We start from the raw sequence: 23,372 nt of genomic DNA on the forward strand, positions 1-23,372 counted from the left end.
ATGATAAATTTGACACCAAGTTGATTTGATTTTCACCGCTAAAGATTGATTTAGGCAATGAATTAATCATTTTCGGCCTATTTCATGAAGGACGTAATACAGATGAACACTGCCGAACACAGCCCCAATTTTTCAGTCGCCCATCGCACTGCTGCCGATTTTTCATCCGGCCCGCAGGAGTACCTGAGTTTTTGCCTTGGCGGTGAGGAATATGGCATTGACATCCTGAAGGTGCAGGAGATCCGGGGATTCGAGCAGCCCACTCGCATGACCGGTGCACCGGAATTCGTCAAAGGCGTATTGAACTTGCGTGGCGTCATCGTGCCCATTCTGGACCTGCGACTGAAGTTCGGAATCCCTGACCCTTCGTATGACGCGCTGACGGTCACCGTGATTCTTGCGCTGGACCATTTTGTGGTGGGGATCGTGGTTGATTCTGTGAGTGACGTCGTGGAACTTGCACCTGAGCAGGTCAAGCGCGTGCCGGAATTCAGCGGTTACGTGACCTCCACATGCATCACCGGCATCGGGACCCTAGAGCAGTCCGGTCGAGACCGCATGCTGATTCTGTTGAATATCGAAAAGCTGATGGGCGGCAGCGACATGGGGCTGATACAGCCTGCGCTCCAGTAAATACCGCAGCTCACTGCGTGAAGCACGAAGACAACCCATGAATTGAACCTTGTATGAACTTTAATGACCTAAAAATATCAACCCGCCTGTCTATCCTCATAGGCGTTTTATCAACACTTTTGATTGGCGTCGGCATGCTGGGCCTCTATGGCATCAGTAAGTCAAACGACTCACTGAAGACGGTCTATGAAGACCGAGTGGTTGCCCTTGATCAACTGGGTCAAGTGAGCTACTTGCTGCAGCGTAATCGTGTTTTGATAATGGGCATGTTGCTACAACCGACTGCTACCGCGGTCGAGCGGAACAACCAAGAGTTCCGCACAAATGCAGAGAAAATTGTGCAAGTGTGGGCCTCTTATATGGCCACCTACTTGACGCCAAATGAGTCAACGTTGGCTCAGGAATTTATAAAAGTTGAAACCCCCTATGTGAAGGAAGGACTGTTGCCTGCAGCCGACGCAATCGTCGCGGGTGACTTTGAGGCAGCGAAAGCCATTTTTGTGGGAAAGATTGAAGGCCAGTCACCGGCCGTGTTCGAAGCGATTCGAAAATTGAATCAGCTGCAACTCGATGTTGCGAAGCGCGAGTATGAAACGGCCAAGGCGGGTCTTCAAACCACATTGACTATTTACGTTGCAGCCATCGTGGCTGGTCTCCTGTTTGCTTTGGCTTTTGGATACGCCCTGGTGCGTGGAATCGGTCGCCAGTTGGGTGGAGAGCCAAGCGACGCAGTCAGTTTGGCCAAGAGTGTTGCCTCGGGTGATTTAAGTACTGAAATACTGATCCAAGGTGGTGACACTAGTAGCCTCATGGTTCAACTCAAGAGCATGCAGGAAAGCCTGTCCAGGGTCGTGTCCAGTGTGCGCCAGGGCTCCGAAGGGGTATCAACTGCCAGCGCTGAAATTGCATCCGGCAATCACGACCTGTCCTCACGCACCGAGCAGCAAGCCAGTGCGCTGGAGGAAACCGCCGCCAGCATGGAAGAACTCGCATCCACTGTGAAGCAAAACGCCGACAACGCCCGTCAGGCCGATCAACTCGCCAAGAACGCCTCCACAGTGGCCATCAAGGGCGGAGAAGTGGTGAGCCAGGTGGTGGAAACCATGAAGGGCATCAACGAATCTTCCAGAAAGATTTCCGACATCATCAGCGTGATTGACGGCATTGCCTTTCAAACCAATATCTTGGCGCTTAATGCTGCAGTGGAAGCGGCCCGTGCCGGTGAACAGGGCCGTGGGTTCGCGGTGGTGGCAAGTGAAGTGCGCTCCCTGGCTGGCCGCAGCGCGGACGCTGCAAAGGAAATCAAGTCACTGATCAATGCCAGCGTGGACCGCGTGGAGCAGGGCACTGTGCTGGTTGACCAAGCCGGTGAAACCATGACCGAAGTGGTGAGTTCGATCAAGCGGGTGACAGACATCATGGGTGAGATTAGTGCCGCCAGTACCGAACAGGCAGCCGGTGTAGCCCAGATTGGTGAAGCCGTGCAGCAAATGGACCAGGTCACCCAGCAAAACGCTGCGTTGGTGGAAGAAATGGCCGCCGCTGCCAGCAGCCTTCAAAGCCAAGCCGGCGATCTGGTGCAGACCGTAGGGGTGTTCAAACTGGCACATACAAGCCCGACAGTTGGCCAAGCTAACACGCAGCGCAAGTTGTCGACCAGCAGCGCTCCCGCAAATGCCGCAAAGTTGACCAAACCGGCGACCAAAAAACTGGGATTTACAGCCCCAAAGGCTGCGGTCGTACCGCGGCAATTTGGTCTGAGTACTCCCAAACTGGCGGTTGCAGGTGGTGATGACTGGGCGAACTTCTAATCTGCGCCCGCTGTGCTACGGGTGTTATCAGAAGCTTGGCAGTCCGCGCAGCAGACTCCATAGCCGAACCATGCGTGCTGGTAGCTGTTTGTCGCTGATGCGATGAGCCCAGCCAAAAAACTCCGTCGGGCGTCCTGAGGGAGTTTTTGCATTGCTTGGGCTTTAGTGCGGTTTTGCGAGAAAGCAAAATGCGGCCCATCGTTCAAAAAAGCGCAACGTGTCCAAATGGACAGGTTATGGTGAATGGGACATTTAGACAGGCTGCGCGAGCGCAAGCCAGAATGGCGGAAGCTGTGTCGGTGTAACGAGTTTCCATGAATGTACGCGAATGCTCACGATTGATGAACGCATCATTGAGCCCGTGAACCGACTTGTCCACGAATGTCTTTCTAGTCAACTACTCGATGTCCAACAGTATCCTCTGACATTTTGATAGTTGATTTTGATAGTAAGGCGGAGCCAGTTATGCTCACCTATTGGAGGAGCAATGCCTGGACCAATCCACAAGCTGACGGATACCAAGATCGAAGCCGAACTCAAGAAGGCGCGAACCGCCACCTCTAAGGGCAACGGAAAGCCGATCCTCTTGGGCGACGGCGGAGGGCTAACCCTCCAAATCTCTAGGACCGGCACTGCCTCCTGGCTCCATAGATATATGCGTCATGGCAAACCCGTTGGCATGGGCTTGGGCCCGTACCCCGCCATTAGCTTGAAGGGCGCAAGGAAAAAGGCTGAAGAAATACGACAGCAGCTCGCAAATGGGACGGATCCGCTGGCTTCAAAGCGGGCGCAACAAGCCGAAGAGAAGCTCGCGGCAACAAGTAAAACGACGTTCGACAGTTGCGCTGCAACCTACATCTCTGATCACAAGGCCGAGTGGAAGTCTGCAAAGCATGCACAACAATGGACTAATACCTTGGCTATGTACGCTTCGCCGATCATCGGTGACCGGGAGATCGGCAGTATTTCCACTGCAGATCTAGTGCGAATACTGAAACCAATCTGGCTGACAAAGAACGAAACCGCCTCGCGGGTTCGTGGGCGCATTGAAGCTGTACTCGACTGGGCTACCGCCCACGGCATGCGTAGTGGAGAGAATCCGGCACGCTTTCGCGGACATCTTGAGCACCTTTTGGCGCGCTCAACGCCGGAGCAACGCGCCGAGAAGCATCACCTCGCCATGCCTCACAACAAAATCCCTGATTTTTTTGTTGAATTGGCCAAGCAAGATGGCATGTCGAGATGGGCATTGGAATTCCTGATACTCACGGCCTGCCGCACATCGGAAGTGCTGGGTGCCCAATGGCAAGAGGTGTCCTCCGACGGCACGCTGTGGGTCATTTCCAAAGACCGGATGAAGGCGGGAAAGGAACATAGAGTGCCATTGGTACCTCGCGCCCTGGAAATACTTGAACAAGTAAAGCCTTTCAAGAGAGGGGCCGGTGTTTACATCTTCCCAAGTGGCTCGGAAGACAAGCCATTAAGCAATATGGCGTTGTCCATGTTGCTTCGGCGCATGGGAGTTGCTGATGCGACAGTGCACGGTTTTCGTAGCACGTTTCGCGACTGGGTCGGAGAGAAGACCACTCACGACCACCGCACAGCCGAGGCCGCGTTGGCCCACAAGCTTCCGGACAAAGTTGCGGCGGCCTACGCAAGATCTGATCTGTATGAGAAGAGGTTTGCCATGATGAATGATTGGATGGCTCACTGCACCTTGGGGGCGTCGTAATGGCCAGAACTGCGGCATGGCGCAAAGGTGAACTGTCATGGACATGCGGCAATCAAAACTGGAGGCAGCCGGGCAAGTATGGTCTTTCTGAAGAAACGCCAATGCAAGGTTGGGCATGGGAATTCCTTAGGCGCAATGCTTCATACCAAGCATCAGTGGATTCAGGCGATGACGAATCGGCGGGGAAGTGGGGCCTCGTAGCGTTGGTGGACTATCGAAAGTCATTCGCACGTTTGGGAGAATCTTCTCGTCCCAAGTGGCTGACGCTCCAAACCTTTGAATTGCTTCTCGGACCTCAACCACCATTGAGCTTGACGGCGGATCAAATTGCGTTGGTCTTTGATCGACGGCGCACCTTGCAAAAGGACGTTTTGCAACGGCAACTCGCCGAATTCGTCGAGCGACTTTTCCGGTCGGATGAACACAGTTGGGGAAAGGTCCTCCCGAAGAAAAACAGTGGAGGCAGAACATACAGTCTCTCTTCCCTACTTACCTGCCTTCGATTCGCGGACGCTGTCGCGCAAGATAGAAACATTGATGCAGAGCAGCTACAAAAAGCACTTGGGCTTACATCGGCACGGGCCGGGAGGGAATTGCACGAGGCGTACGTCAAAGCCAGTTCTCTAATCGAGAAGGACTATTCTCGCCTTTTGGATCAAGAACTATCGCCGCTGCGGAGCGTTCCGTTCGCCCTGCGCCGGAAGTCAATTCCGACAAGATCCAAGGTACTTGTCATTGATACCCCTCCCAGCTGGGATTAATCCGGCAAACCAATCACGATTAATAGGAATTTAGAGTTTTCTTGTGCTTGCGCCGCACACTACACATTCCAAGACAGCTATGGAAGTAGGCAAACAGTGGCAGCAAAAACACGCAAGTTCGATGATCTCCCGCGCTGGACTCCGCGGGTACTGGAGTCTCACGAATTTTCCACCGTCCGCCTGCTGCTCATCCATGATGTGTGTGCCCGCGTCAGCTTCAGTCGGGCGCAGATCTACGACATGATGGCTGCGGGTTGTTTTCCTCGCCCCATCAAGTTTTCACCTGGTCGGCGCGGCTCAGTTCGTTGGCCTGATATTTGGATTAGCGAATGGCTGAAGCTTGCCGTTGAAAGTGCTGTCACCGCCAACTTGGAGGTGAATCATGAAGCCATCTAAACCGGCCAACACTTTCACTGGCAGGTCAATCTTGGCTACTCTCAGCGCGTTGGGTCCCGGTGAGAAGGGCGCATTTCGAGGACGCATCTACACAAAAGTTCAAGGCATCAACGGTATTGGACCGATCCCAGGTGGCCTTCTTCGTTACAACGGTCGAGAGTCGACAGGTCACGCCCTGTTGATAAGGAACGGTGCGGGTGAGCCGGTGAATTTGCTGACGTTGCACCCCCGCTTTCCGGAGGATAGGCGGCAGGAATTGCTGCCACTGGCGCCGGTGAGCGGAACCTACATACATTTTCCCGCCACAAAGACACCGCCATCCCAGGTCCTCATCGTGACAGCAGATTGGTACACCGCCTACCTGCTGGGAAAGGTGACGGGCTATGCGGCTGTAGCCTGTCTCTTTGCAGAAAACATGCCTAAGGTACTCAGCACTTGGTCAAGTCGGGGCACGGAACAGTCGTTCTGGGTCTGCTTTGACGGTTCTGCAGACGATATAGATAACCCGGAGCTCATTGCCCTCACGTCCTTGTTCGAGAACAAATCGGCTCGACTGCACCTCATCCCATCCGGCGCTGGACGAACCTTCCTTGACGTCTATAAGCATCGTGGCTACGCGGGGCTGGCTGAGGTCGTTTACCGTGCGCGCGAGGCGAAATCACCGCCATTCCTCAAGTATGAAAAGCATCCAGAACTTGGTGTGAAGTACCTGCCGCTGTCATGGCCAAGCCCTGTCGCGGGGCAGTTCCTTTTGATGCACCTTAGGCAGACTCTAAGCAGCTTCATCAGTATGACCCCAGCTGCAAATCTTCTGGTTGCCCTTTGGATCATCAGGACCTATGCATCAACGTGCTTCCGATTCAGCCCGGTCCTCGCAATTGGCTCGCCCGAGCTTGGTTGCGGAAAATCCACAACAGCCTATTTGCTCCAGTTCCTGTGCCGTCGTGCACACGGCACGAGCTTCATTGGTTCGGCCAATCTAAAGACACTTCTCGCAAGCAGAACACTCAACTCGGCAAGGGAATTCAGGGCTGCTGATCATGAGACGTTGATCCTGGACGAGGCACAGGACATCTTCAATGACCGAAAAGTAGTGGCTGCACTGCGCACGACGTTCGACCGCTTGTCTCTTGAGATTACGACAAGCACAAAGTACAAGATGGCAAAAGAAGGTCTGCAAGGGTCCGTCGTCCTTGCCTATCGGGCAGACTCCCTGCCGGAATCCCTGGCAAGCCGCAGCGTCCACATTCAGTTGCAACGACTCGACGCAGACCAGGAACTTTTGCGCCAGGAAACGTTGCTTGACGAATCGGTTCAGAGCGAATTCATGGCTATTCGAGCAATGATGCGCCGCTGGGTTGAAGACAACAGCACCACACTTTCTCAGAGCGAGGTCCTTTCATTGGGGCTAAAGAATCCTCGGGCGAATGATGTCTTCATGCCGCTGTTGGCAATTGCGCGTGCCATTAATTCTGATGTCGTGGAAGAGGCCGTGAATGCGGCGACGGCCAGCGTGGCAGAAGGAGTCAGCACGAGCCCAGGCCTGCAGTTGCTTTGGGAGATACGCAACGTTATGCATGGATATGGCGAAAATCACATCTCAACCGCGGACCTGGTCGGAAAGCTGAAGGCACTTCCGGACTCGCCTTGGGCGCACCTCAACAGCGCTAACCTGTGGCGAATTCTCGGGCCCTACGGCCTTTCGACCGCAAACGCTCGAATTGGGAAGCATATTGTCAAAAGGTTTCACACCTCAGCGCTTCAAGTCGCTTTCAGCAGGTATCTTCCGGACGCCGAATTGCCAGACGAGGCCACCACTGCTGCATGCTCCGAGGATATTTGACCATGCATATCGGCTCCGCAGTAGCGGGTGTAGCGGGTGTAGCGGGTGTAGCAGGTATTGAAAACCAAATACTCCTCCAATTGCAAATTTCTGAAATTTGCATGCAAGCAATCGGTTGATCCTCTCACAGCCGACATTCCGTCCGGAAGAGCCATTCGGCGGCCCAAAGAGATGGTTTGCCACCACTTTCCGGGATCTACGACGTTACCGCCAGAAACAACGCACCGATATGCACATTTAACTAGCCAAAAGCTATAGCAATGCACATCCGTTCGCAATTTGTACGCGCATACCGCACAACCCTCCATAGGAGCATCCATGCCTACAACGCGTACTACCGGCCAAGACCAACACGGCCACCTCCACATCGACCGCTTCAGAGTTATCGGCTACTGCCCTCACCGCCCAGTTGGTAAGGTCGCCCTCTTCGGGGAAATCTACTCGGCCCTCGCCATCAAGGGCACAGCGGTCAAAGGTGCCCCAGACTACTACGTCCGGTCGCGCCAGCTTTCGAGCCATAGCGAGGCTCGCCAGATCGAATTACATGTCTGCCCGCCTCAACTGCTCACCCAGCAGAACGTGTTCGGCGGTAACGATCTCGTCAATCTCGCCGTTCGCTGCCTAGAATCGGTCATCGAGCAAGAGGACATTCAGCTCCTTGGCGACCCGTGGCGTACTTGGCGCGAGGGTAAATTCAAGGTAACTGAGGCGCATATCACTGGAAATCTGGCAATGCCGCGCGAGTGCGTGCTTCCGACCATTGATGCCGTAGACCAGAACCATCGCAAGGGTAAGCATCGCGACGCAGAAACAGCGATAACTATCGGGTTCTCTCCGGCTCGCCGCTCGCGCTACTGGGCTCTTACCCTGTATGACAAGTGGCTTTTGATGAAGACGTTGTGGACCGACCCTACCCAGGAGCAACAGCGCATCCTGGATGCCATCGAGGACTCGATTCGCGCCGAGTTGAAGTTGTACTCCATGCAATTGAAACGCCTAGGTCTGAACGAAGGTTGGATGTGGCGAGGTGCGGACCTGAATAGCACCTTCTTCGACGCACTTAACGCTTTCGGGGTGAAGCATGCAATTCAACGCCTACTCACCTCGGACGAGCTCAGTGCCCTGCCACTTGCGACTCGCAAGGTCTACATGCTCTGGCTGAAGGGAGTTGCAGTGTTCGAGCAGTTCGCGTCGAGAAGCACCGCTTGGAAGCACATCAACCTGATTCGAGAGATCACCAGCGTTGACTGCAGCGGAAATCGCCGCCCCGACGCGCTCCCGGACCTTGAGCTTGAAAAAGTGTTCACTCCGTTGGGCCTGATCGCAGCACCTTCTGGACTGCGCTTCTAAGCTGTCAAGCAATGCTCTGTAAAGGGCTTCTACACATCTTTGTGCGAATAGGAGCCCTTTATGTCCCGCTTTCAAACCCATCTCAATGAACACCAACGTAAGAAGTACCTTTCCCCCAAGAGTAAATTCCCAGCCCGAACACCTACGGCGGGACAGGTACTTTCGCTCCTCGGAAAGCACGACTTTCACATATGCGAAATCGTGGAGCACAAGCATCACATATGGATTCGATTGGGATGTGGCGCAACAATCTCCGTCTACACCACAGACACCATCCTGGTTCAGGGCCGCATCTACGGCTGTGGTGCCGCTGAAGCTGGTGCGACGCTCCGACAAATATTGCCAGGGCGGCTAGTTTGGCAAGCAAGGATCGACCTGTAAACCTGCTCGTGACGCATCGTGGCGTGTGATCGCAGGCTATTTGGCGCCAAATGGCAATTCAGCGCCACTGTGGCCACGATGCTCCTCAATTTAGCCATTGTTTAGCCGAGGAGAAACTATGGCCGTAAAACTTCTTAGGTGGGGCAACTCCGTGGGGATTCGCCTATCTCAACAGGTGCTCAAAGGCGCAGGACTTACCGTAGGTGACTACTGTGAGGTTCGGCTGCTAGATTCGGGCGACATCAGGTTACGTCCGTCAAAGGGCACGAGGCCTGCAGAAGGCCAGCCTGAAACTCCTCGCGCCAAACTTCCAGAGACGAAGTGGTGAAGCTGAAACAAGGGTCTGGCGCACAAAGGCCGTTGAGGTTTACCGTTGTTCCTCAATGTGTAGTGCGCTGGATGTAGTCCAAGATCTTTCGCGACTTGAACACCTGTGCAATCTGCAAACAGTTTTGCCCCATTGCATCCGGCTGAAGAGGCTCGCCACCATTTTGGATCATCAAGTCAAATAACTCCGGAAGATCACTTTCTGCTGCCAGCATTAGTGGGGTACGTCCTGGAACTGGATACTGATGCACTGCATTGGGTTTAGCGCCCGCCTTCAGGAGCAATGCAGCAATCTCGATCAGATTGGCGACTGTGTGCTGTGCGACATGCCTGCTCACCAAATGTTCTGCAGTTGCCAAAGCTACGTCGGCGTGCAAACTCAGCGCAGAGGTATCAGAGCCAAAGGTGCCTGCAACGCCGAAACGCCGCAGAGTGTCTTGCTGCAAACTGTCGGGTTCTTCAAATAGCTTCGCTGCTACCGTTTCAAACATCCTCACAGGGCTAACCTTGCAGAACAATTGGGACACCAAGTAGTACAGCGGCGATTGATCCTCGGTCAAGATCCGTTTCTCAACATCCGCCCCTTGAGCCAAGAGCGCCTCAACAACATCTGGCAAACCGAGGTCAATGGCGCACATCAGCGGTGTCTGGCGTTTTCGATGAGTCGCGGCATTGAGCGTCTCTATTTGATGGGGCTGCGCCAACAGCAGGTCCAGCACTTCACGCTTGCCGGTTGCCGTCGCATTTTGCAAAGCGCACAGCAAGGCTGACCCTCCGGAACTGTCGAGGTCATCAACGGAGGCCCCAACCTCCAACAGTGCCTTGACACGGTCTAGCATGCCAAAGGATGCGAAAAGCCGTAGCTGCGGCCAACGTCGCACATCACCGCCAGCAAAATGCACGGCTCGTATCCGATTCGGTGTTTTGAGGTCAACCTTGATGCTGGCAATTTTTTCTGTGGATATGAACATCATTCCGGGCATCGGCTGCATAGACAGATCGGCCTCGCATTCAATAAAGCGTCCTTGTGCGGGAAATCGCAGCGGCAACTGGCTCGCAAACTGATCGACCTCCCAGTCCCCCAAAACATCCGACGCGTCTGGCTTGCGGAATAAGCCTAGTGCAATTCCCATGTGCTTGAGTCGTTTAAGAAAGGCCCTCTTGCCCAAGAAGGCTGCAACACCAGACGCTTCGGAAATCAGGTCTTTTATTTGATGCCCCGCCCGATAGCTGGCCAGATTAAAAGCCAGTTCGTAGTATGGAAGTGCCTCCTTGTATTGCCCTGAAAGCACGTTCCAACGACCCTTCATCCACTCATAGTGATAGGCCGTTCGGCCCTGCGGATCACACAATCTGGCCATAGCTTCCAGTGCCTCGATTTCATGCCACGTACGGGCTTGATCGCCGCTTCGCTTTCGTGACGTGCGCATGAGGTCATTCCAAAGCTTTCCCCCTGGCTCTGCCAATTCAGGCCAAGCATTTCCGGTGCGCTGGACTAATGCTGTCAGACGTGATGTGACAGCCTTCGGGTCTACTGCCTGCCCCTCAGCATAGGGGAGCATCAGCGACCCAAGCGATCCACCCCAAGTGCGTTCGAGTCTTGATAGGGCAGAAGAAATCAAAAGCCAAAAAGCAGCAGAGGAAGTCCGCGCAGAATGCCCAGTTAACCTGGTGCAAAGGAGCTTGATGCTCTGCGACGACGGAATATCAACTCCATTGCGCCACTTTCTGATCTTCTCCTGTTCGACACGATCTGAACCTGTGCTTTCCGGGAAAAGCTCCTGCTCTACAGGCGCATTCAATATGCCATCGAGCCATTCGAGGGTCACCGTGATAGGTGACCGTTTCCCACCAAGCAGATCGCGAACATCTGGGCCGGGCATGCTAGGACTGGCACGATGCAGCAATCTGGCTGCAGCAGGCGCAAAGAACTCTTCTACCAAGATCGGTAGCGCATCACTTCTGCTCAAAGCATCTAGCGGCACATCCAATACCAAGTTGGTGTACTCAACTCTCATCGAGGAGATCCAAGGGGAGATGATCTCTCGTGCGGCATCGCCAATAACCCGCGCAGAGCCGTTAATCAGAAGGTCGCCGATAACGGCGTCCAGATTCTCCCAATCAAAGTCGCCCTCGCGCGCCAAGCGACCAACATTACTGTCGGTCTTATTGATGTCCAGCGCTCCAGCCAGTGTGGAAATGCACTCGCCAAATCTTGGGTATGGAGGCAAATCCTTGCTCATGGATGCGCAATCAAATCAATGCGACGCACATCGCGCTTGAAATTTTTGCTGGCCCGCCAGTCGCTGGGCGTACCAGGAACCGGTAGTTTCTGGCCGTTTGGTGCAATGATCTTTCCGTGCTTTGTTCCTGCCATGTACCGCCACCCTGTGTTCACTAGCTTCCGCACTATGGCGGATATCTCTTTGTCGTTGCTGTATCGCATGGTAATGGTCAGGATCAGCGCCACTTATGACGCTGATCCCTTTCCCTTACTTGGAGCTCTTCGGCGTACCTTGGTTGTTCGCAGCCGCACGCTGTGCCCGTGCAGCAAAGGTGCCAGCATTGACTTGCCCGCCGTTGACCTTAGCGGCAGCGGACTGGATGCGACCAGCGCCCTGGCCAGTCATGGGCGTGGATTTTGCAGAAGATTTGGACATGAGAACCCTTTCAATAGTGACGTTGCTCGGATCGGCAACAGTTGAAAGGTTAGAGATAGGCCTCGGATTCGTCTGCCGCGCCGTTGCTCAAATATTTTCAATATTTGAAAGTTGGCTACTCGGCAATGATCCTTGCGACCTAGTCAATAGCGGGTAAGGGGCCGGAAGCGGTCGTCGGTGAACGTCTGCTTTCGGGCAGTAGGCAGCAGCTTGTTCACTCCAGGTGGCCTTGTCGTTCGAGTTCCTCGGCAGCCGGCTCGAAGGCGGAAAGGTATGCATCAACGACCTCTACCACCTTGATAAGAGACTCATTTGTAATGTCGAGCGAACGCATCTTGCCAAGGTAGGGCGTGCTGTACCTGTGCGGCTCGCGGAAGCCAGTAAGCGCGAACTGCTGCCCCTCCGGTGCGTGCGCATTTGGATTGACTTCGTTCTCTCCTTTGTGTGCCGTCGCATGACGAAGTGCTTCGATGTCTGGAAAGTGATCGTCCAGGCGCTTTCGAGCGCTGCGGGTGACGGCTGAGTCGATCCAAGGCAGAAGCGAAGGACACTTTCGCAGTTGCACTGCTTGAATCTTCTCCATTCGAGAGCGAAGGTGATACAGCTCAAGGATGCATTCGTTACATGCGATCCATCGCCAGCGGCTTGCAACGTCTTTAGAGATTGAGTTTGGTGGGGAGAGTGATGTCCGATAGAGAGCCAATGCCGCATCCCACCCCTTGGCGCTGCACTCAACGCCGGTCAGGAGGGCGTAGAGGGATTTGACTTCGGCTATCTCAGCGGCCGGAGTGAGAATTGAAGGCCAAAGCAGTGGAGTGTGCGTCATTCTGCGGCCTAACGTTTGAGCTGGAGCGAAGCGTTAAGGCGGACCATGGTGGCTGCCCGCTTTAGGCTGCACGAGCTGAAGGTAGATTTCTATTCATTGTCTTCACGCTCACCTAATACTAGAGTCATGCGGAATCCACTGTCTTGGATGAGAACCTCCTCCCAGAGATTCCAGCGCTTAGCGTCTCGATCATTCAGCCACCAGTGCGCATCTGAATCTTCTTGGTCAGAAATGACCCCGGTCTCCCCATTAAACCCACGAGCATGAGTCTTGTGAAACAGTTCCTGTCCTTTGCGGAGATCAATCCAAGGGAACTCACCGCCCCTGATCGAGTAAATGTACTTGCCATCCTTTGAGAACACGACGGCGAAATCATCGCCATGAAGTTGGGCATACCGTCGAGCGGCCGCTTCCTTGCTAACACCGCATAGCGTATGCAACTCCAATAGACGCGACATCTCAGCACTGCCCCGGATTGATGAGTGCGCCATGATCTCTTTCGCTGGCATCAACAAGCACGATGCAAACTCGTTTGCCTGAGCCTCCATGCCATGCTGGCCACGACTCGTCAGCTCTGAATTGCGTAGATCATCCTTGTTGCACAGCATCCTGTCGCTACCAGGCGGGGCAACATGGCGCAGGTTTACGAAGTGGCCTAACTCATGAGCAATGGTGAAGCGGCTGCGTTGGATTCCCCGCCCAGCGCGCAGAAGGATATAGCCGTGGCTCTTGGCTTCATCCTGAATTAGGCCACCCTCAAATGCGTCCGTCTCCATCTCCTGAATTTCCAGGATGCCGCATGCCTTGGCGACTGCTTCTATAGGCAATGGGAGCAACGTCTCGAGTTGCTGCTTTACCTGACCAATAAGGATTGAGGCCAGCCTGTCCGGCTGGGCAGTATCCGCTAGATCGCTTCGATCAACTTCTAGATTTACCTCCATTGCCCATCTCCCTAAGGTTCTTGGTGAGCCCGCGCACTACTTCCAATTGCTCTGGCGTAAGCCCTCTTAGGTCACGAAAGAGCGGCGCGAGATTCTCTTCATCGGCAGAAGCATCTACCTCTCCAATCAACTCTTTGATGGGTATGGCCAAAGCTCTGGACAACTCGGTCAGCAGAGCCAATGTCGGATTGCTGGTTTTGCCCTGCTCCAAATCCCAAATGTGAGCCTTTGACGCGCCAACCTCATCCGCAAGCTGCTGCAGAGAGAGATTTTTTGCCATGCGAAATTTTCTTAACCGAACACCAAATGTGGAAGCCATCGGCGCATGATACAGACGAATTCGTAAAGATACATCTTGACAACGAAATCGTACTGATTAATCATTACGGCACGGCAATCTCGCCGTGTAACTGGAGAAATCCAAATGCGTAAGCCTCTCGGTACTACTGCCCGCACGGGCGAAACCTGTCCTGAAAGTGGTGTGTGGCGTCCCGCCAATGGAAATACGACTGCGCCGATTGCCGTTGGCAACCGGATGCCGCCGTACAACCAGCAGGCGACGACGTGGACTTTGGTCCAGCACGCCTAAGCGAAAGGGTGAGCAGGTGGAGAGCGGGACCTTAGGGTCCCGCTTTTTTTGAACAGCGAGTACCCCACTGCCGGTTGGTTTGGGACACACGCTGGGCTTGTAGCCTTTCCTGCATTTCAGCCACCTATCCGCATCAACTGACATATCTCGCGGATGTCTGCTATCTGGCTTTGAGTCTGCAACCACCGAATTCCGCTTTGGGTCGAATACCGCTGTAGCAATGCGGCTGAATATCGACAATGTTCGATTATCGACAGTCAGCCGCTGCGATTGCACATGCCGTTTGCCGCCTCCGCCGTACAACAGACGTTGACTGAATCAGATGATGTCGATGATCGCGCGCCCAGCCTGAGTCAGGTGGTCTACATGTTGTAGCCTTAGTGGCGAAGGCCACGGCATCAATCGACATACCACCGCTTTTTGTTGTAGCCCCCCCTGATCGTCATTTTGAACCGGAAGAATGGCGCTAAGATGAGATCAGCGGAGGACAAGAGCCAAGTCATGGCCACCTGAAAAACACGCTAAACGAGTAAAACGTCGTGGAATCGGCGGCTGCACCGTGCAGACGCCGCTGGCTTTGACATGGGGTGACTTGTATCTTGATAACGGCTGAGCAACCGCGTGTTGCCCAATTCTCGACACTGGGGCTTGACGCCCACTACCGCACAGGGGAGCGTGACCCCGTAGGCGGCTTTTATCAACCGTGCTTAAATGCCGCTACCCGATACGCCCGTGCCGTAGGCTACTTTCGCTCCAGCATTTTTAGCATCATTGGGCAGCCCTTCTTGGAATTTGCCCGCCGTGGCGGCACTGCTCGCCTCGTGTGCTCCCCGTCCATCACGGAAGACGATGCCCAAGCCATAGCTTCCGGTTACGTGAGCCGGGATGAGGCGATTGCGCAAGCTCTCGACCGCGACATCCTTGAACTTTTGTCTGACCCGTCCCTTGGGTCACGCACAAAGCTATTGGCGACACTGATTCAATGCGGTGTCTTGGACATTCGGTTGGCCGTGCGAAGCAACGGGACGGGGATTTATCACGAGAAAATCGGCATCTTCACTGATGGCGTCGGCGAGCGAGTGAGCTTTCTGGGCTCAGCCAATGAAACATGGAGTGCATGGCACAGTCAAGGCAATCACGAATCCATAGAGGTCTTTCGGGAGTGGGTCAGCTCAGCCGAATCCGAGCGAGTGCAAACCCACGCCTCACACTTTGAGCGACTTTGGGAGGGGATGGTTTCCGGCGTTGACACGGTCGCTTTTCCAGAAGCCCAACGCAAAAAACTGCTCACTACCGCCACGAACTCTTTGGACGGCATTGATGTGGGTTATACCGATGAGCCTATAGCTCCGACGACCAGGCGACGCCAGCCCATGGTGCATCAATTGGCCGCTATTGCGGCTTGGGAAGCTGCCGGTCGCCATGGCGTTTTTGAGCACGCCACTGGAAGCGGCAAAACGTTCACGGCCATTACGGCCATCAAAAAACATCTGGCAACGGATCAACCCGTCATCGTGTTGGTGCCAAGTCAGCTTTTGCTGGAGCAGTGGCGACGTGAAATCGAGGAAGAGATTCCCGATTCGACCGTCTTGATGTGCGGTGGTGGGCATATCAAATGGAAATCCAACGGCAAACTTAAGGCCCACACCAGCCCTGATCTTGGCATGAACCGAGTTGTGCTCGCGACCATGCAAACCGCAGCCACCAACACTTTTATCAATGGTGTGTATGGCGGCGAGCATCTCCTCATCGTTGCTGATGAGATTCACCAAATCGGCAGCCCATTCAACGCCCGTGCCATGGCGTTGGAGACTGGATCCGCTCTTGGGCTCTCAGCGACACCGATTCGCTACGGTGATCCCGAAGGCACGGCCAACATCTTCAAACGGTTTGGCCCGGTGCTTCCTCCCCCCATCACACTGCAAGATGCCATTGACTCCGGCAGGCTGGTCAACTACGAATACCACCCGCACCCGATCCATCTGAGCGAAGAAGAGGCCGAAAACTGGAAGAAGCTCACAAAGCAAATCAGTTTCGAGTTGGCCAAAAGCAAAAAGGCCGTCAATGGCAACGGTGGCTTGACCGACAAAGCCAAGATGCTCTTGATCCAACGCTCACGGATCGCCAAAAAAGCGCAGGTTAAACCGGGTCTGGCCGCTGGCATCATTTGCAAAGCCTATGAAGAGGGGCAACGTTGGCTCGTTTACTGCGAAGACTCGGATCAGCTGACACAAACGATGGACCTGCTGGCCGCTGGAGGCTTGCACCCCATCGAATATCACTCCGGCATGGAAGGCGACCGCCCTGCTGCACTGGAGTGGTTCACTCGCTTTGGCGGCGTTTTGGTCTCCATCAAGTGCTTGGATGAAGGCATCGACATCCCGGCTGTAAGCCACGCCTTTATCTTGGCCTCCTCGCAAAACCCACGGCAATTTATCCAGCGACGGGGGCGAGTCTTGCGCAAGTCAGCCGACAAGCTCCTGGCTGTCATTCATGACGCCATCGTTGTGCCTGTTGACGCGGAGAATGAGCCTGAACAAATCTCACTGCTGAGGGCCGAAATGATTCGAGCACTGCAATTTGCAGACGCGGCACTCAATAAGGGTGCAGGCTCACGCCTACGCACACTCGCCTTATCCATGGGCATCACTATCGATGAGGCTCCTAGTGCTGGCATCGAAGACGAAGGGGAAGATAAAGAATGACCACTGAAATCGATCAAGACTTGGCGTTAACCGCCTTACTGGCTGCGGCTAAAGACGTAGGAACGGAATTGCCAGAGAGCTTCATCAAAGCTTCTTACGCCATTCAGCGACGTCATCAATTCAACCAAGATGAAACGGTCTCGCTTCATGACTTGGTGAAGCTTGTCGAAGATCATGTCGGCCAAGTACAAGGGGAAGGCTCATGAAGCTTCTTAAGCTTACCTGCACCAATTTCATGCCCTACAAAGGCACGATGAGCCTCTCGTTTCCCACGGAGTCACAACGCAATGTCATGGTCATTTATGGCGACAACATGCGTGGCAAAACCAGTCTGCTTAACGCCTTGCGTTGGGGCTTTTATGGCAAAGCTCTTGGCCGACACTCGCGTGAATTGCCGCTTCAAGACCTCATCAACAAAGAGGCCACGCTAGAAGGCGACTGGAGTATGGAGACGTGCATTGCTTTTGAAGACAGCGGCCACACGTATGAATACAGACGCCGAGCCACCAAGCACGCATTGGTTTCCAAGCCAAGCCGCCCGGAGGACTTTGAAATCACCCGTGGACTGCTCAGAGACGGGGTTGCCGTCAATGAATACATGATCGACGCGGAGATCAGCCGTTTTGCCCCGGAACAAACCTCACGCTTCTTTCTCTTCGATGGCGAACTGCTGCAAGAGTATGAATCGCTTCTTATTGATGGCAGTGAACAGGGCCGCAAGATCAAGGAGTCCATCGAGCAAGCTCTGGGCGTTCCTACGCTCATCAAAGGCCGCGAAGATGCGCAAACGCTTTTGAAAATAGCCACGAAGCAGCAGAATCGCGATTTGGAAAAAGTCTCCGGCATGGAGAGACAAATCGAGAGGCAAAAGGCATTGCTCTCAGAAATTGATTCCACCGAGCGGGACGTGGCTGACCTCGAAAGCCAACTCAAATCCACGCGGACTGAAAAGGAGAAACTGGATGACTTCATCGAAGCCACCGAACAAATTCACGCGGCCAAAGAACGACTGACAGCGAATCAAGGCAGTCTTGCCGCCAACACTCAGACGCAAAAGGAGTTGGAACTCCAACGCCTTGGCCTCATGCGTGATGCATGGAAGGACTTGATCAGGCCGCAAATCGCACTCAAGCGAGAACAGCTTGTCGAAGAGAATGCTCAGCTCTCAGAGGCAATGTTTCGCAAAGCCAACATTGCAGGCCAAATTGAGCAACTCCAAAAATCGCTGGGCAATGCCACCTGTCACGCTTGCGGACAGCCTTTGCATCAAACGCAGAGAGAACTCGCTGGAGCAGAGCTTGGCCGACTTGAAGCTGAACACCTCGGCATTGCGGTTGACGAGACTAGTCGCAACCGCATCAGTGCCGAAATTCGTGACTTGGACCGACTACTCAAACCCGGCCCTACCGCTCAAATCAAAATTTGCGACAAAGAACTCTCCAAGTTGAAGGTTGAACAAACCAAGCTGGAAAATGAGATTGAACGACTGCATGATCTGATCAAGGGACAAGACACTGCCGATATAGCCCGTAAACGGGCCTTCCGCGACGGCCTTATCAAAATCGAGGGGGCCACTGAGCAAACCATTCGAGATCGCAAAGCCCAACTGGACAAAACCCGTAGGGAGCTTGCCATGATTGCAAAATCCTTGGAAGGCAACGCAACAGCTCGCTCTGCCAAAAGCTCTCAAATGGTGAAGATTGCGAGTGAACTTGAACGCATGTACGGCCGCAGCATTGACCGTCTTCGCGATGACCTCAAAACTCGTGTTGAACAATTTGCAAGTGCCGCGTTTAAGTCACTCACCACACAATCGAAGTATTCAGGCCTAAAGATCAACAGTAACTATGGCTTGGCCATCTTGGATGAGCGAGGCCACGAAGTCACCATTCGCAGTGCGGGGGCTGAGCAAATCGTTGCCCTCTCGCTGATCGATGGACTAGGTCGTGCAGGCCGCTCGGCTGGTCCTGTCGTTATGGACACGCCTTTCGGACGCCTTGATCCGGGACACCGTGCCAACATCCTCAAATACCTTCCTTCCACAACCCATCAACTCGTTCTCTTTGTGCATGAAGGCGAAGTGGCCAAAAATCGCGACCTTGATCAGATTGCTTCACAAATCGACAGCGTCTATGAGATTAAAGAAGTCAGCACCCGGCACTCCAAGATTGAAAAGGTGACCTCATGAGCGTTACAGAACCCACCAGTATTGGCTTGAGCGAGAAGGCTCACGCATTGCTCACCCAAATGAAGGAAGACAATTTCCTGGCTGAAATGGCCGATGGCTACAGGCTTGGCATTGGACTGGCGTTGGCCCAAGGAGTCGAACCCGATGACGTGCCTCAGCGACGCACGGTCTTTAGTGTGGCCACTATTGATCCCGACCAAGAAATTGCAGCAGCCATTCGAGCACTGATTGACCTCAAAGGCGGCTCGGTTTACCGCATGGCCGAGCGACTTGCTGAGTGGGGCGTTATCGAATTGGCCAAACAATTTGATGGCAGCCCGATTGACGTTGCAACACTGGTGCCCAAAAGCGAGTGATTTGAATTGGGATGAAGTCTTTACGAGCCTTTCTTTTTTCGAGCAGCCCCTCCGGCGAGTGGGCTTGTGCACCCCATCGGGAACTCGAACCCCTGTTGGAAGCGACCCAGCAGGCGTTAGCCGTGGAATCGGCTTGCGTCGCAATTCACATCGGATTTTGGCGACCTGAGACCGTCAAAGTGGCCGAAATCGCTCAGCAGTGGAGCGGTAGACTTTTGCTTTCAGAAGCGGCCATTGGCTCTTTTCCTCCTCCGGTTGTGGTGAGCCATGCCAGTGTGGGCGAAGTCGATGGCCTTGCGTTTCATGTAGCTCTTGAGGGCTTTGGGTATCAAATGGAGGATCCCAGTCATGGTGAAACAAAAAAAAGCTCCTCCATTCACGCCAGTCACACCTCTGGCAAATTTGCTCCACGGGGTTGGGTGGAGCAACTCATTCTTCATAAGCCTGAGAGCGAAGCGTTGTTACGCAAGGCAGCCATTTGGGATGACGAGTCCTATGATGAGCACGAGTCCAGTCTTGAAACCGATGAACGCGTCACACTGGCTCTGGACCGTTATCGCACAGTGACCGGGGTGAAGGTGGATCAAACGAACATTTTGGACAACCTGCACGCCTGTCCAAACTGGCTTCTCAATGATCGGTTGAATTACCTCGACCTGACTGTGCGTATGCGTAATGTCTTTGACGCTCACAGCATGACGACCATTGGGGACTTGGCCAGCAAGGGCTACAGCGGTCTATTGAAATTGCCCAATATGGGTCAGGGGTCCGTTCACGGTCTTGGCACCTTGCTGTGGAAACTCTTTATCCACGGCGACACCTTGCGACGCAAAAGGTGGGATGGACCAGACGCCCCTGCAGATGGCCCGCATCACGTTCGCATTCCCGATGACATCGTTATTGAAGACCCGGTCCCCACATTTGCCCATGTCGCGGATGGCTTTATTGACGCGGCCCAAGTCCTCACCGAGCAAGAGCGTGGCATTTGGGCGGCACGCATCGGCTTTCGATGCAAAGCCCAAACCCTGCAACAAATTGCGACTGCGGTAAGCCTTACCCGTGAACGTGTGCGCCAAATTGAACTCAAGATTTACAGGAAGGTCCATCGCCATCTCTTTTGGACTGCCCTCGAAAATCGTTTAGTAGAGCATCTTGAAGATCGCACTAGCCCTCTTCTCTTGAATGGTATTGCAGCGATTGATCCATGGTTCAAGGGTGTGGAAGATCTGAAAGAGCCGTTGCGTGAAGTGTTCAATCACCTCATGCAAGACAGATTTGCAATCCTCGATATCAACGAAACTCCCGTCATCACGCGGCTACCGTCTGCTGATTGGGAGGACGCCGTTAGCTCCGGCAAAACTTTGCTGCGTGAAATGGTGAGCGAGAAAGTCTCGGAAGACTATGCACGCGTTCAAATTGGAACCCTCATCAATGGGCCTGGCGAAGAGTTGCGTGATGAGCTTTGGGCCACCGTTCGCCCCTTTGCCATGTGGGCACAAAAAGCGGACGGGGAGCGAATACTTGTTGGATACGGTCGCACCGCTGAGGCCGTTGTCGCTGCGATTTTGGAGAGTGCCGGCCATCCGCTTCACTATGAAGAAATCCATCGACGTTCCAAACTTGTATCTGAAAAGGAACACGAAGAGCGAGCGATGCACCACGCTGCACGCAATGTCGCTGTGCTCTATAAGCGTGGCACCTATGGGCTTTTATCTCACTGCCCACTGACTCCAAAGGACTTGGCACTGATAGAGGCTGAAGTCGAAGACATTGCCGCAGGTGCCGACCCGTCCAAGCAATGGCACACCTCCGAACTACTCGATGAATTGTTGGAGCGTGGTTTTGATTTTGATGGGCAACTCACCAAATACATCATCAACATCGCTCTACGGAAATCGAAGTCTTTTGCCAACATGCGACGCATGGTCTGGGGCTACAAAGATAACTGGCAAGCCAGTGCTGCCTCTCGCCTTGATATGCGACAAGCAGTCATGGCCTTGTTGGAAGAAGCTGGGCGCCCACTGAACACACTGGAACTTCGCGAAAAACTCGAAGGCGAAAGAGGGTTGAACAATCACTTTCAAATCCACCCGCAGGGCAACCTCATTCGATTGGGCACAGGGCTTTGGGGACTCGCAAATCGTGACATCAAGGTCGGTGATCCCGATGCATTGCTAGGTCGGCTTGCACAACACCTTCAAGAGACGCAAGAGGGTGTTCACGTCAGCGAAGTTGCAAGCGTTTTGGGAGACATCAATGAAGACGATGCCCTTGCACTCCTTGGACTCGTGAAGCAAAAAGGCATGCGACGCGACCGAGCACAGTATGTCTATTTATCGGCTTGGGACGACGCTCGCCGCATTTGGCCCGCCAGAGCCATCGAGCAAGCATTGGACGCTCACCCCGAAGGCATGACCATTGAACAAGTGCGGTTTGAAGTCAGTCGACTCACTAAGCGTGAATTGAATGGCCTCTACGTCGGCCAAATGCTCTATCACACCGAAGGCTCGTCCTACAACTCCGAGACCGAACTCTGGAGTCGAGAACTAGTCTCCGCTGAGGAGTCCGATGCGGGCGAAGAGGAAACCGCCGCCTCAGACTAACGCTCCGAGCCTCCGTTTGCTACCAACGGAACCTCTTCTTCATCAACGGGCAATGCACACGGCGTGTTGATGGAGTAGACGGCTTGGCGACCTCTCAAAGCCGACTCCACATCACCTTGGAATCGACCAATGCCTCCGCGAATGTATTCGCTATTGAGTTCCACGCAAGCCCACTCACGACCTAATGCTTCAGCGACCATGCCGGTGATGCAGGAGCCCCCAAAGGGGTCGAGCACCATGTCACCCGGATCAGTCAGGAAACGCATGAAATATTCAGGCAGCAAAGCTGGGAATCTCGCCGGGTGAATATCGATGTCGTTGTCCCGGCAATAGTCTTGATAAGTCCCGTTGCTCTCAGTGTTGGCGATGGCCAGCAAGTTCGGCGGCACCGCTCCACCGTTATCAATGGAGAACTTTGTCGATATGTCGTGCCCCGAGGGTCGCAACTTGGCCTTGTAACCGTTTTTAAGCAAGGAGCGCATCGAATCCGAATAAGGGGCAAGAATCCGCTTGTTGTTCGCCTTTGGAAACGGGGTCTTAGACAGCCACCACACGCAATTGATCGCGTCCTTCACCCGCACACGACGCACGTTGACCCACTCCGCAGGGGAAGGCAACTTGGACGGGTTCCACCAGTAATGCTCTTGAGCCAAATGAAAGCCATACTCTTCGCACAGCATCACCAGCAATTTGTAGTGATACAGCGAGCGGGTGGGGAACCCGGACTTCCAAGCTCCGCCCACATCAATCACTAAACTGCCATCGTCCTTCAAGACTCGCTTGAAGCCTTCGGCGAAGGGCCTGAACCAATCGCAGTAGGCATCAGCATCTTCGTTTCCGTAGGACTTCTTGCGGACCAATCCAAACGGGGGTGACGTTACGATCAAATTTACAGACGCGTCCTCGGCAAAGTTGTGCAGATACGCCAACGAATTGCCTTCGTAGATCGTCCCGAGATCAGTGGAATGGGACTCGAACAAATCGCCATAGCCGTTTTTATCGGCCTGCGACACATTGAGCATTTGAACCTCTGCCGCCGCTTTATGAAGATGACGCAGATAGTCGCTGATGGACTTGAATCCTAGCTCGCTGCTGCGAGTCTCCATCTCACTTCGTTCATGCTTGGTCAGCCTTAGACTTGTGATTTTCTCTCTGGGCTCTGATAGCGGTCGTCTTCCCATTTTTTCCTCTATTTATCCCCGAATGCAGTCTCAAAAAGCATGCATTTAACTAGCAGTTAATTGTATTACGGAAATGAAATTGGAAGGAC

At 53.9% G+C, this 23,372-nt stretch carries 19 protein-coding genes; 12 read left to right on the forward strand and 7 right to left on the reverse strand.

What is annotated here, in order from left to right:
* Positions 1–102: 102 nt before the first annotated feature.
* The 7 genes from AC3WS7_RS11405 to AC3WS7_RS11435 all read left to right on the forward strand — a co-directional run bounded on the left by AC3WS7_RS11405 (position 103) and on the right by AC3WS7_RS11435 (position 8,526).
* Positions 103–633, forward strand: coding sequence for a chemotaxis protein CheW (locus AC3WS7_RS11405; protein WP_296468947.1), 531 nt, complete (start codon positions 103–105; stop codon positions 631–633).
* 53 nt (positions 634–686) lie between these two features.
* Positions 687–2,444 carry a methyl-accepting chemotaxis protein gene (locus AC3WS7_RS11410; RefSeq protein WP_492656417.1) on the forward strand — a complete coding sequence of 586 codons (1,758 nt, stop codon included), beginning with the start codon at positions 687–689 and terminating at the stop codon, positions 2,442–2,444.
* Positions 2,445–2,931: 487 nt separating this feature from the next.
* Complete coding sequence (locus AC3WS7_RS11415; protein ID WP_492656418.1) at positions 2,932–4,176, forward strand: tyrosine-type recombinase/integrase; 1,245 nt, start codon at positions 2,932–2,934, stop codon at positions 4,174–4,176.
* Positions 4,176–4,937, forward strand: coding sequence for a transcriptional regulator domain-containing protein (locus AC3WS7_RS11420; RefSeq protein ID WP_492656419.1), 762 nt, complete (start codon positions 4,176–4,178; stop codon positions 4,935–4,937). Before AC3WS7_RS11415 ends, AC3WS7_RS11420 begins: the two co-directional genes overlap by 1 nt.
* A gap of 96 nt (positions 4,938–5,033) precedes the next feature.
* Positions 5,034–5,333 carry a helix-turn-helix transcriptional regulator gene (locus AC3WS7_RS11425; protein WP_492656420.1) on the forward strand — a complete coding sequence of 100 codons (300 nt, stop codon included), beginning with the start codon at positions 5,034–5,036 and terminating at the stop codon, positions 5,331–5,333.
* Positions 5,320–7,176, forward strand: a complete 1,857-nt coding sequence (locus tag AC3WS7_RS11430) for a DUF3631 domain-containing protein (RefSeq protein ID WP_492656421.1) — start codon at positions 5,320–5,322, stop codon at positions 7,174–7,176. The genes AC3WS7_RS11425 and AC3WS7_RS11430 overlap by 14 nt, the downstream gene beginning before the upstream one ends.
* Positions 7,177–7,494: 318 nt before the next feature.
* Positions 7,495–8,526, forward strand: a complete 1,032-nt coding sequence (locus AC3WS7_RS11435; RefSeq protein ID WP_492656422.1) for a phage/plasmid replication domain-containing protein — start codon at positions 7,495–7,497, stop codon at positions 8,524–8,526.
* Positions 8,527–9,287: 761 nt separating this feature from the next.
* Here the strand turns inward: AC3WS7_RS11435 and AC3WS7_RS11440 are convergent.
* The 6 genes from AC3WS7_RS11440 to AC3WS7_RS11465 all read right to left on the reverse strand — a co-directional run bounded on the left by AC3WS7_RS11440 (position 9,288) and on the right by AC3WS7_RS11465 (position 13,980).
* Positions 9,288–11,477 (reverse strand): ankyrin repeat domain-containing protein, encoded by a 2,190-nt coding sequence (locus tag AC3WS7_RS11440; RefSeq protein ID WP_492656423.1) that lies wholly within the window; start codon positions 11,475–11,477, stop codon positions 9,288–9,290.
* Positions 11,474–11,704: a hypothetical protein gene (locus tag AC3WS7_RS11445; RefSeq protein WP_492656424.1), complete on the reverse strand. Its 231-nt coding sequence runs from the start codon at positions 11,702–11,704 to the stop codon at positions 11,474–11,476. Before AC3WS7_RS11445 ends, AC3WS7_RS11440 begins: the two co-directional genes overlap by 4 nt.
* A 22-nt stretch (positions 11,705–11,726) precedes the next feature.
* Complete coding sequence (locus tag AC3WS7_RS11450) at positions 11,727–11,951, reverse strand: hypothetical protein (RefSeq protein WP_492656546.1); 225 nt, start codon at positions 11,949–11,951, stop codon at positions 11,727–11,729.
* A 157-nt stretch (positions 11,952–12,108) separates the two neighbouring features.
* Entirely contained in the window at positions 12,109–12,720 is a 612-nt protein-coding gene (locus AC3WS7_RS11455; RefSeq protein WP_152528756.1) for a hypothetical protein, read from the reverse strand.
* An 89-nt stretch (positions 12,721–12,809) separates the two neighbouring features.
* Positions 12,810–13,661 (reverse strand): ImmA/IrrE family metallo-endopeptidase, encoded by an 852-nt coding sequence (locus AC3WS7_RS11460; protein ID WP_492656425.1) that lies wholly within the window; start codon positions 13,659–13,661, stop codon positions 12,810–12,812.
* The gene (locus AC3WS7_RS11465; protein WP_029706124.1) at positions 13,639–13,980 is read right to left on the reverse strand and encodes a helix-turn-helix domain-containing protein; all 342 of its coding nucleotides are present in this window, start codon (positions 13,978–13,980) and stop codon (positions 13,639–13,641) included. The genes AC3WS7_RS11460 and AC3WS7_RS11465 overlap by 23 nt, the downstream gene beginning before the upstream one ends.
* 1,055 nt (positions 13,981–15,035) lie before the next feature.
* On the opposite strand from AC3WS7_RS11465, the gene AC3WS7_RS11470 reads away from it, so the two are divergent.
* From AC3WS7_RS11470 to AC3WS7_RS11490, 5 genes are read left to right on the forward strand one after another with little or no spacing between them, the layout of a single operon-like run.
* Positions 15,036–16,955, forward strand: coding sequence for a DEAD/DEAH box helicase family protein (locus tag AC3WS7_RS11470; protein ID WP_492656426.1), 1,920 nt, complete (start codon positions 15,036–15,038; stop codon positions 16,953–16,955).
* Positions 16,952–17,161, forward strand: a complete 210-nt coding sequence (locus AC3WS7_RS11475; RefSeq protein ID WP_492656427.1) for a hypothetical protein — start codon at positions 16,952–16,954, stop codon at positions 17,159–17,161. The genes AC3WS7_RS11470 and AC3WS7_RS11475 overlap by 4 nt, the downstream gene beginning before the upstream one ends.
* Entirely contained in the window at positions 17,158–19,143 is a 1,986-nt protein-coding gene (locus AC3WS7_RS11480; RefSeq protein ID WP_492656428.1) for an AAA family ATPase, read from the forward strand. The genes AC3WS7_RS11475 and AC3WS7_RS11480 overlap by 4 nt, the downstream gene beginning before the upstream one ends.
* Positions 19,140–19,499 (forward strand): hypothetical protein, encoded by a 360-nt coding sequence (locus AC3WS7_RS11485; RefSeq protein ID WP_492656429.1) that lies wholly within the window; start codon positions 19,140–19,142, stop codon positions 19,497–19,499. The genes AC3WS7_RS11480 and AC3WS7_RS11485 overlap by 4 nt, the downstream gene beginning before the upstream one ends.
* A gap of 11 nt (positions 19,500–19,510) precedes the next feature.
* A complete protein-coding gene (locus AC3WS7_RS11490; RefSeq protein WP_492656430.1) occupies positions 19,511–22,102 on the forward strand; it encodes a DNA-directed RNA polymerase subunit alpha C-terminal domain-containing protein in 2,592 nt (863 codons plus the stop codon).
* Here the strand turns inward: AC3WS7_RS11490 and AC3WS7_RS11495 are convergent.
* Positions 22,099–23,208 (reverse strand): DNA-methyltransferase, encoded by a 1,110-nt coding sequence (locus tag AC3WS7_RS11495; RefSeq protein ID WP_492656431.1) that lies wholly within the window; start codon positions 23,206–23,208, stop codon positions 22,099–22,101. The two genes, AC3WS7_RS11490 and AC3WS7_RS11495, sit on opposite strands and share 4 nt — an antisense overlap.
* Positions 23,209–23,372: the final 164 nt, after the last annotated feature.

It is taken from the genome of Rhodoferax sp. EU05-FHT12H12 (genome assembly GCF_058791215.1).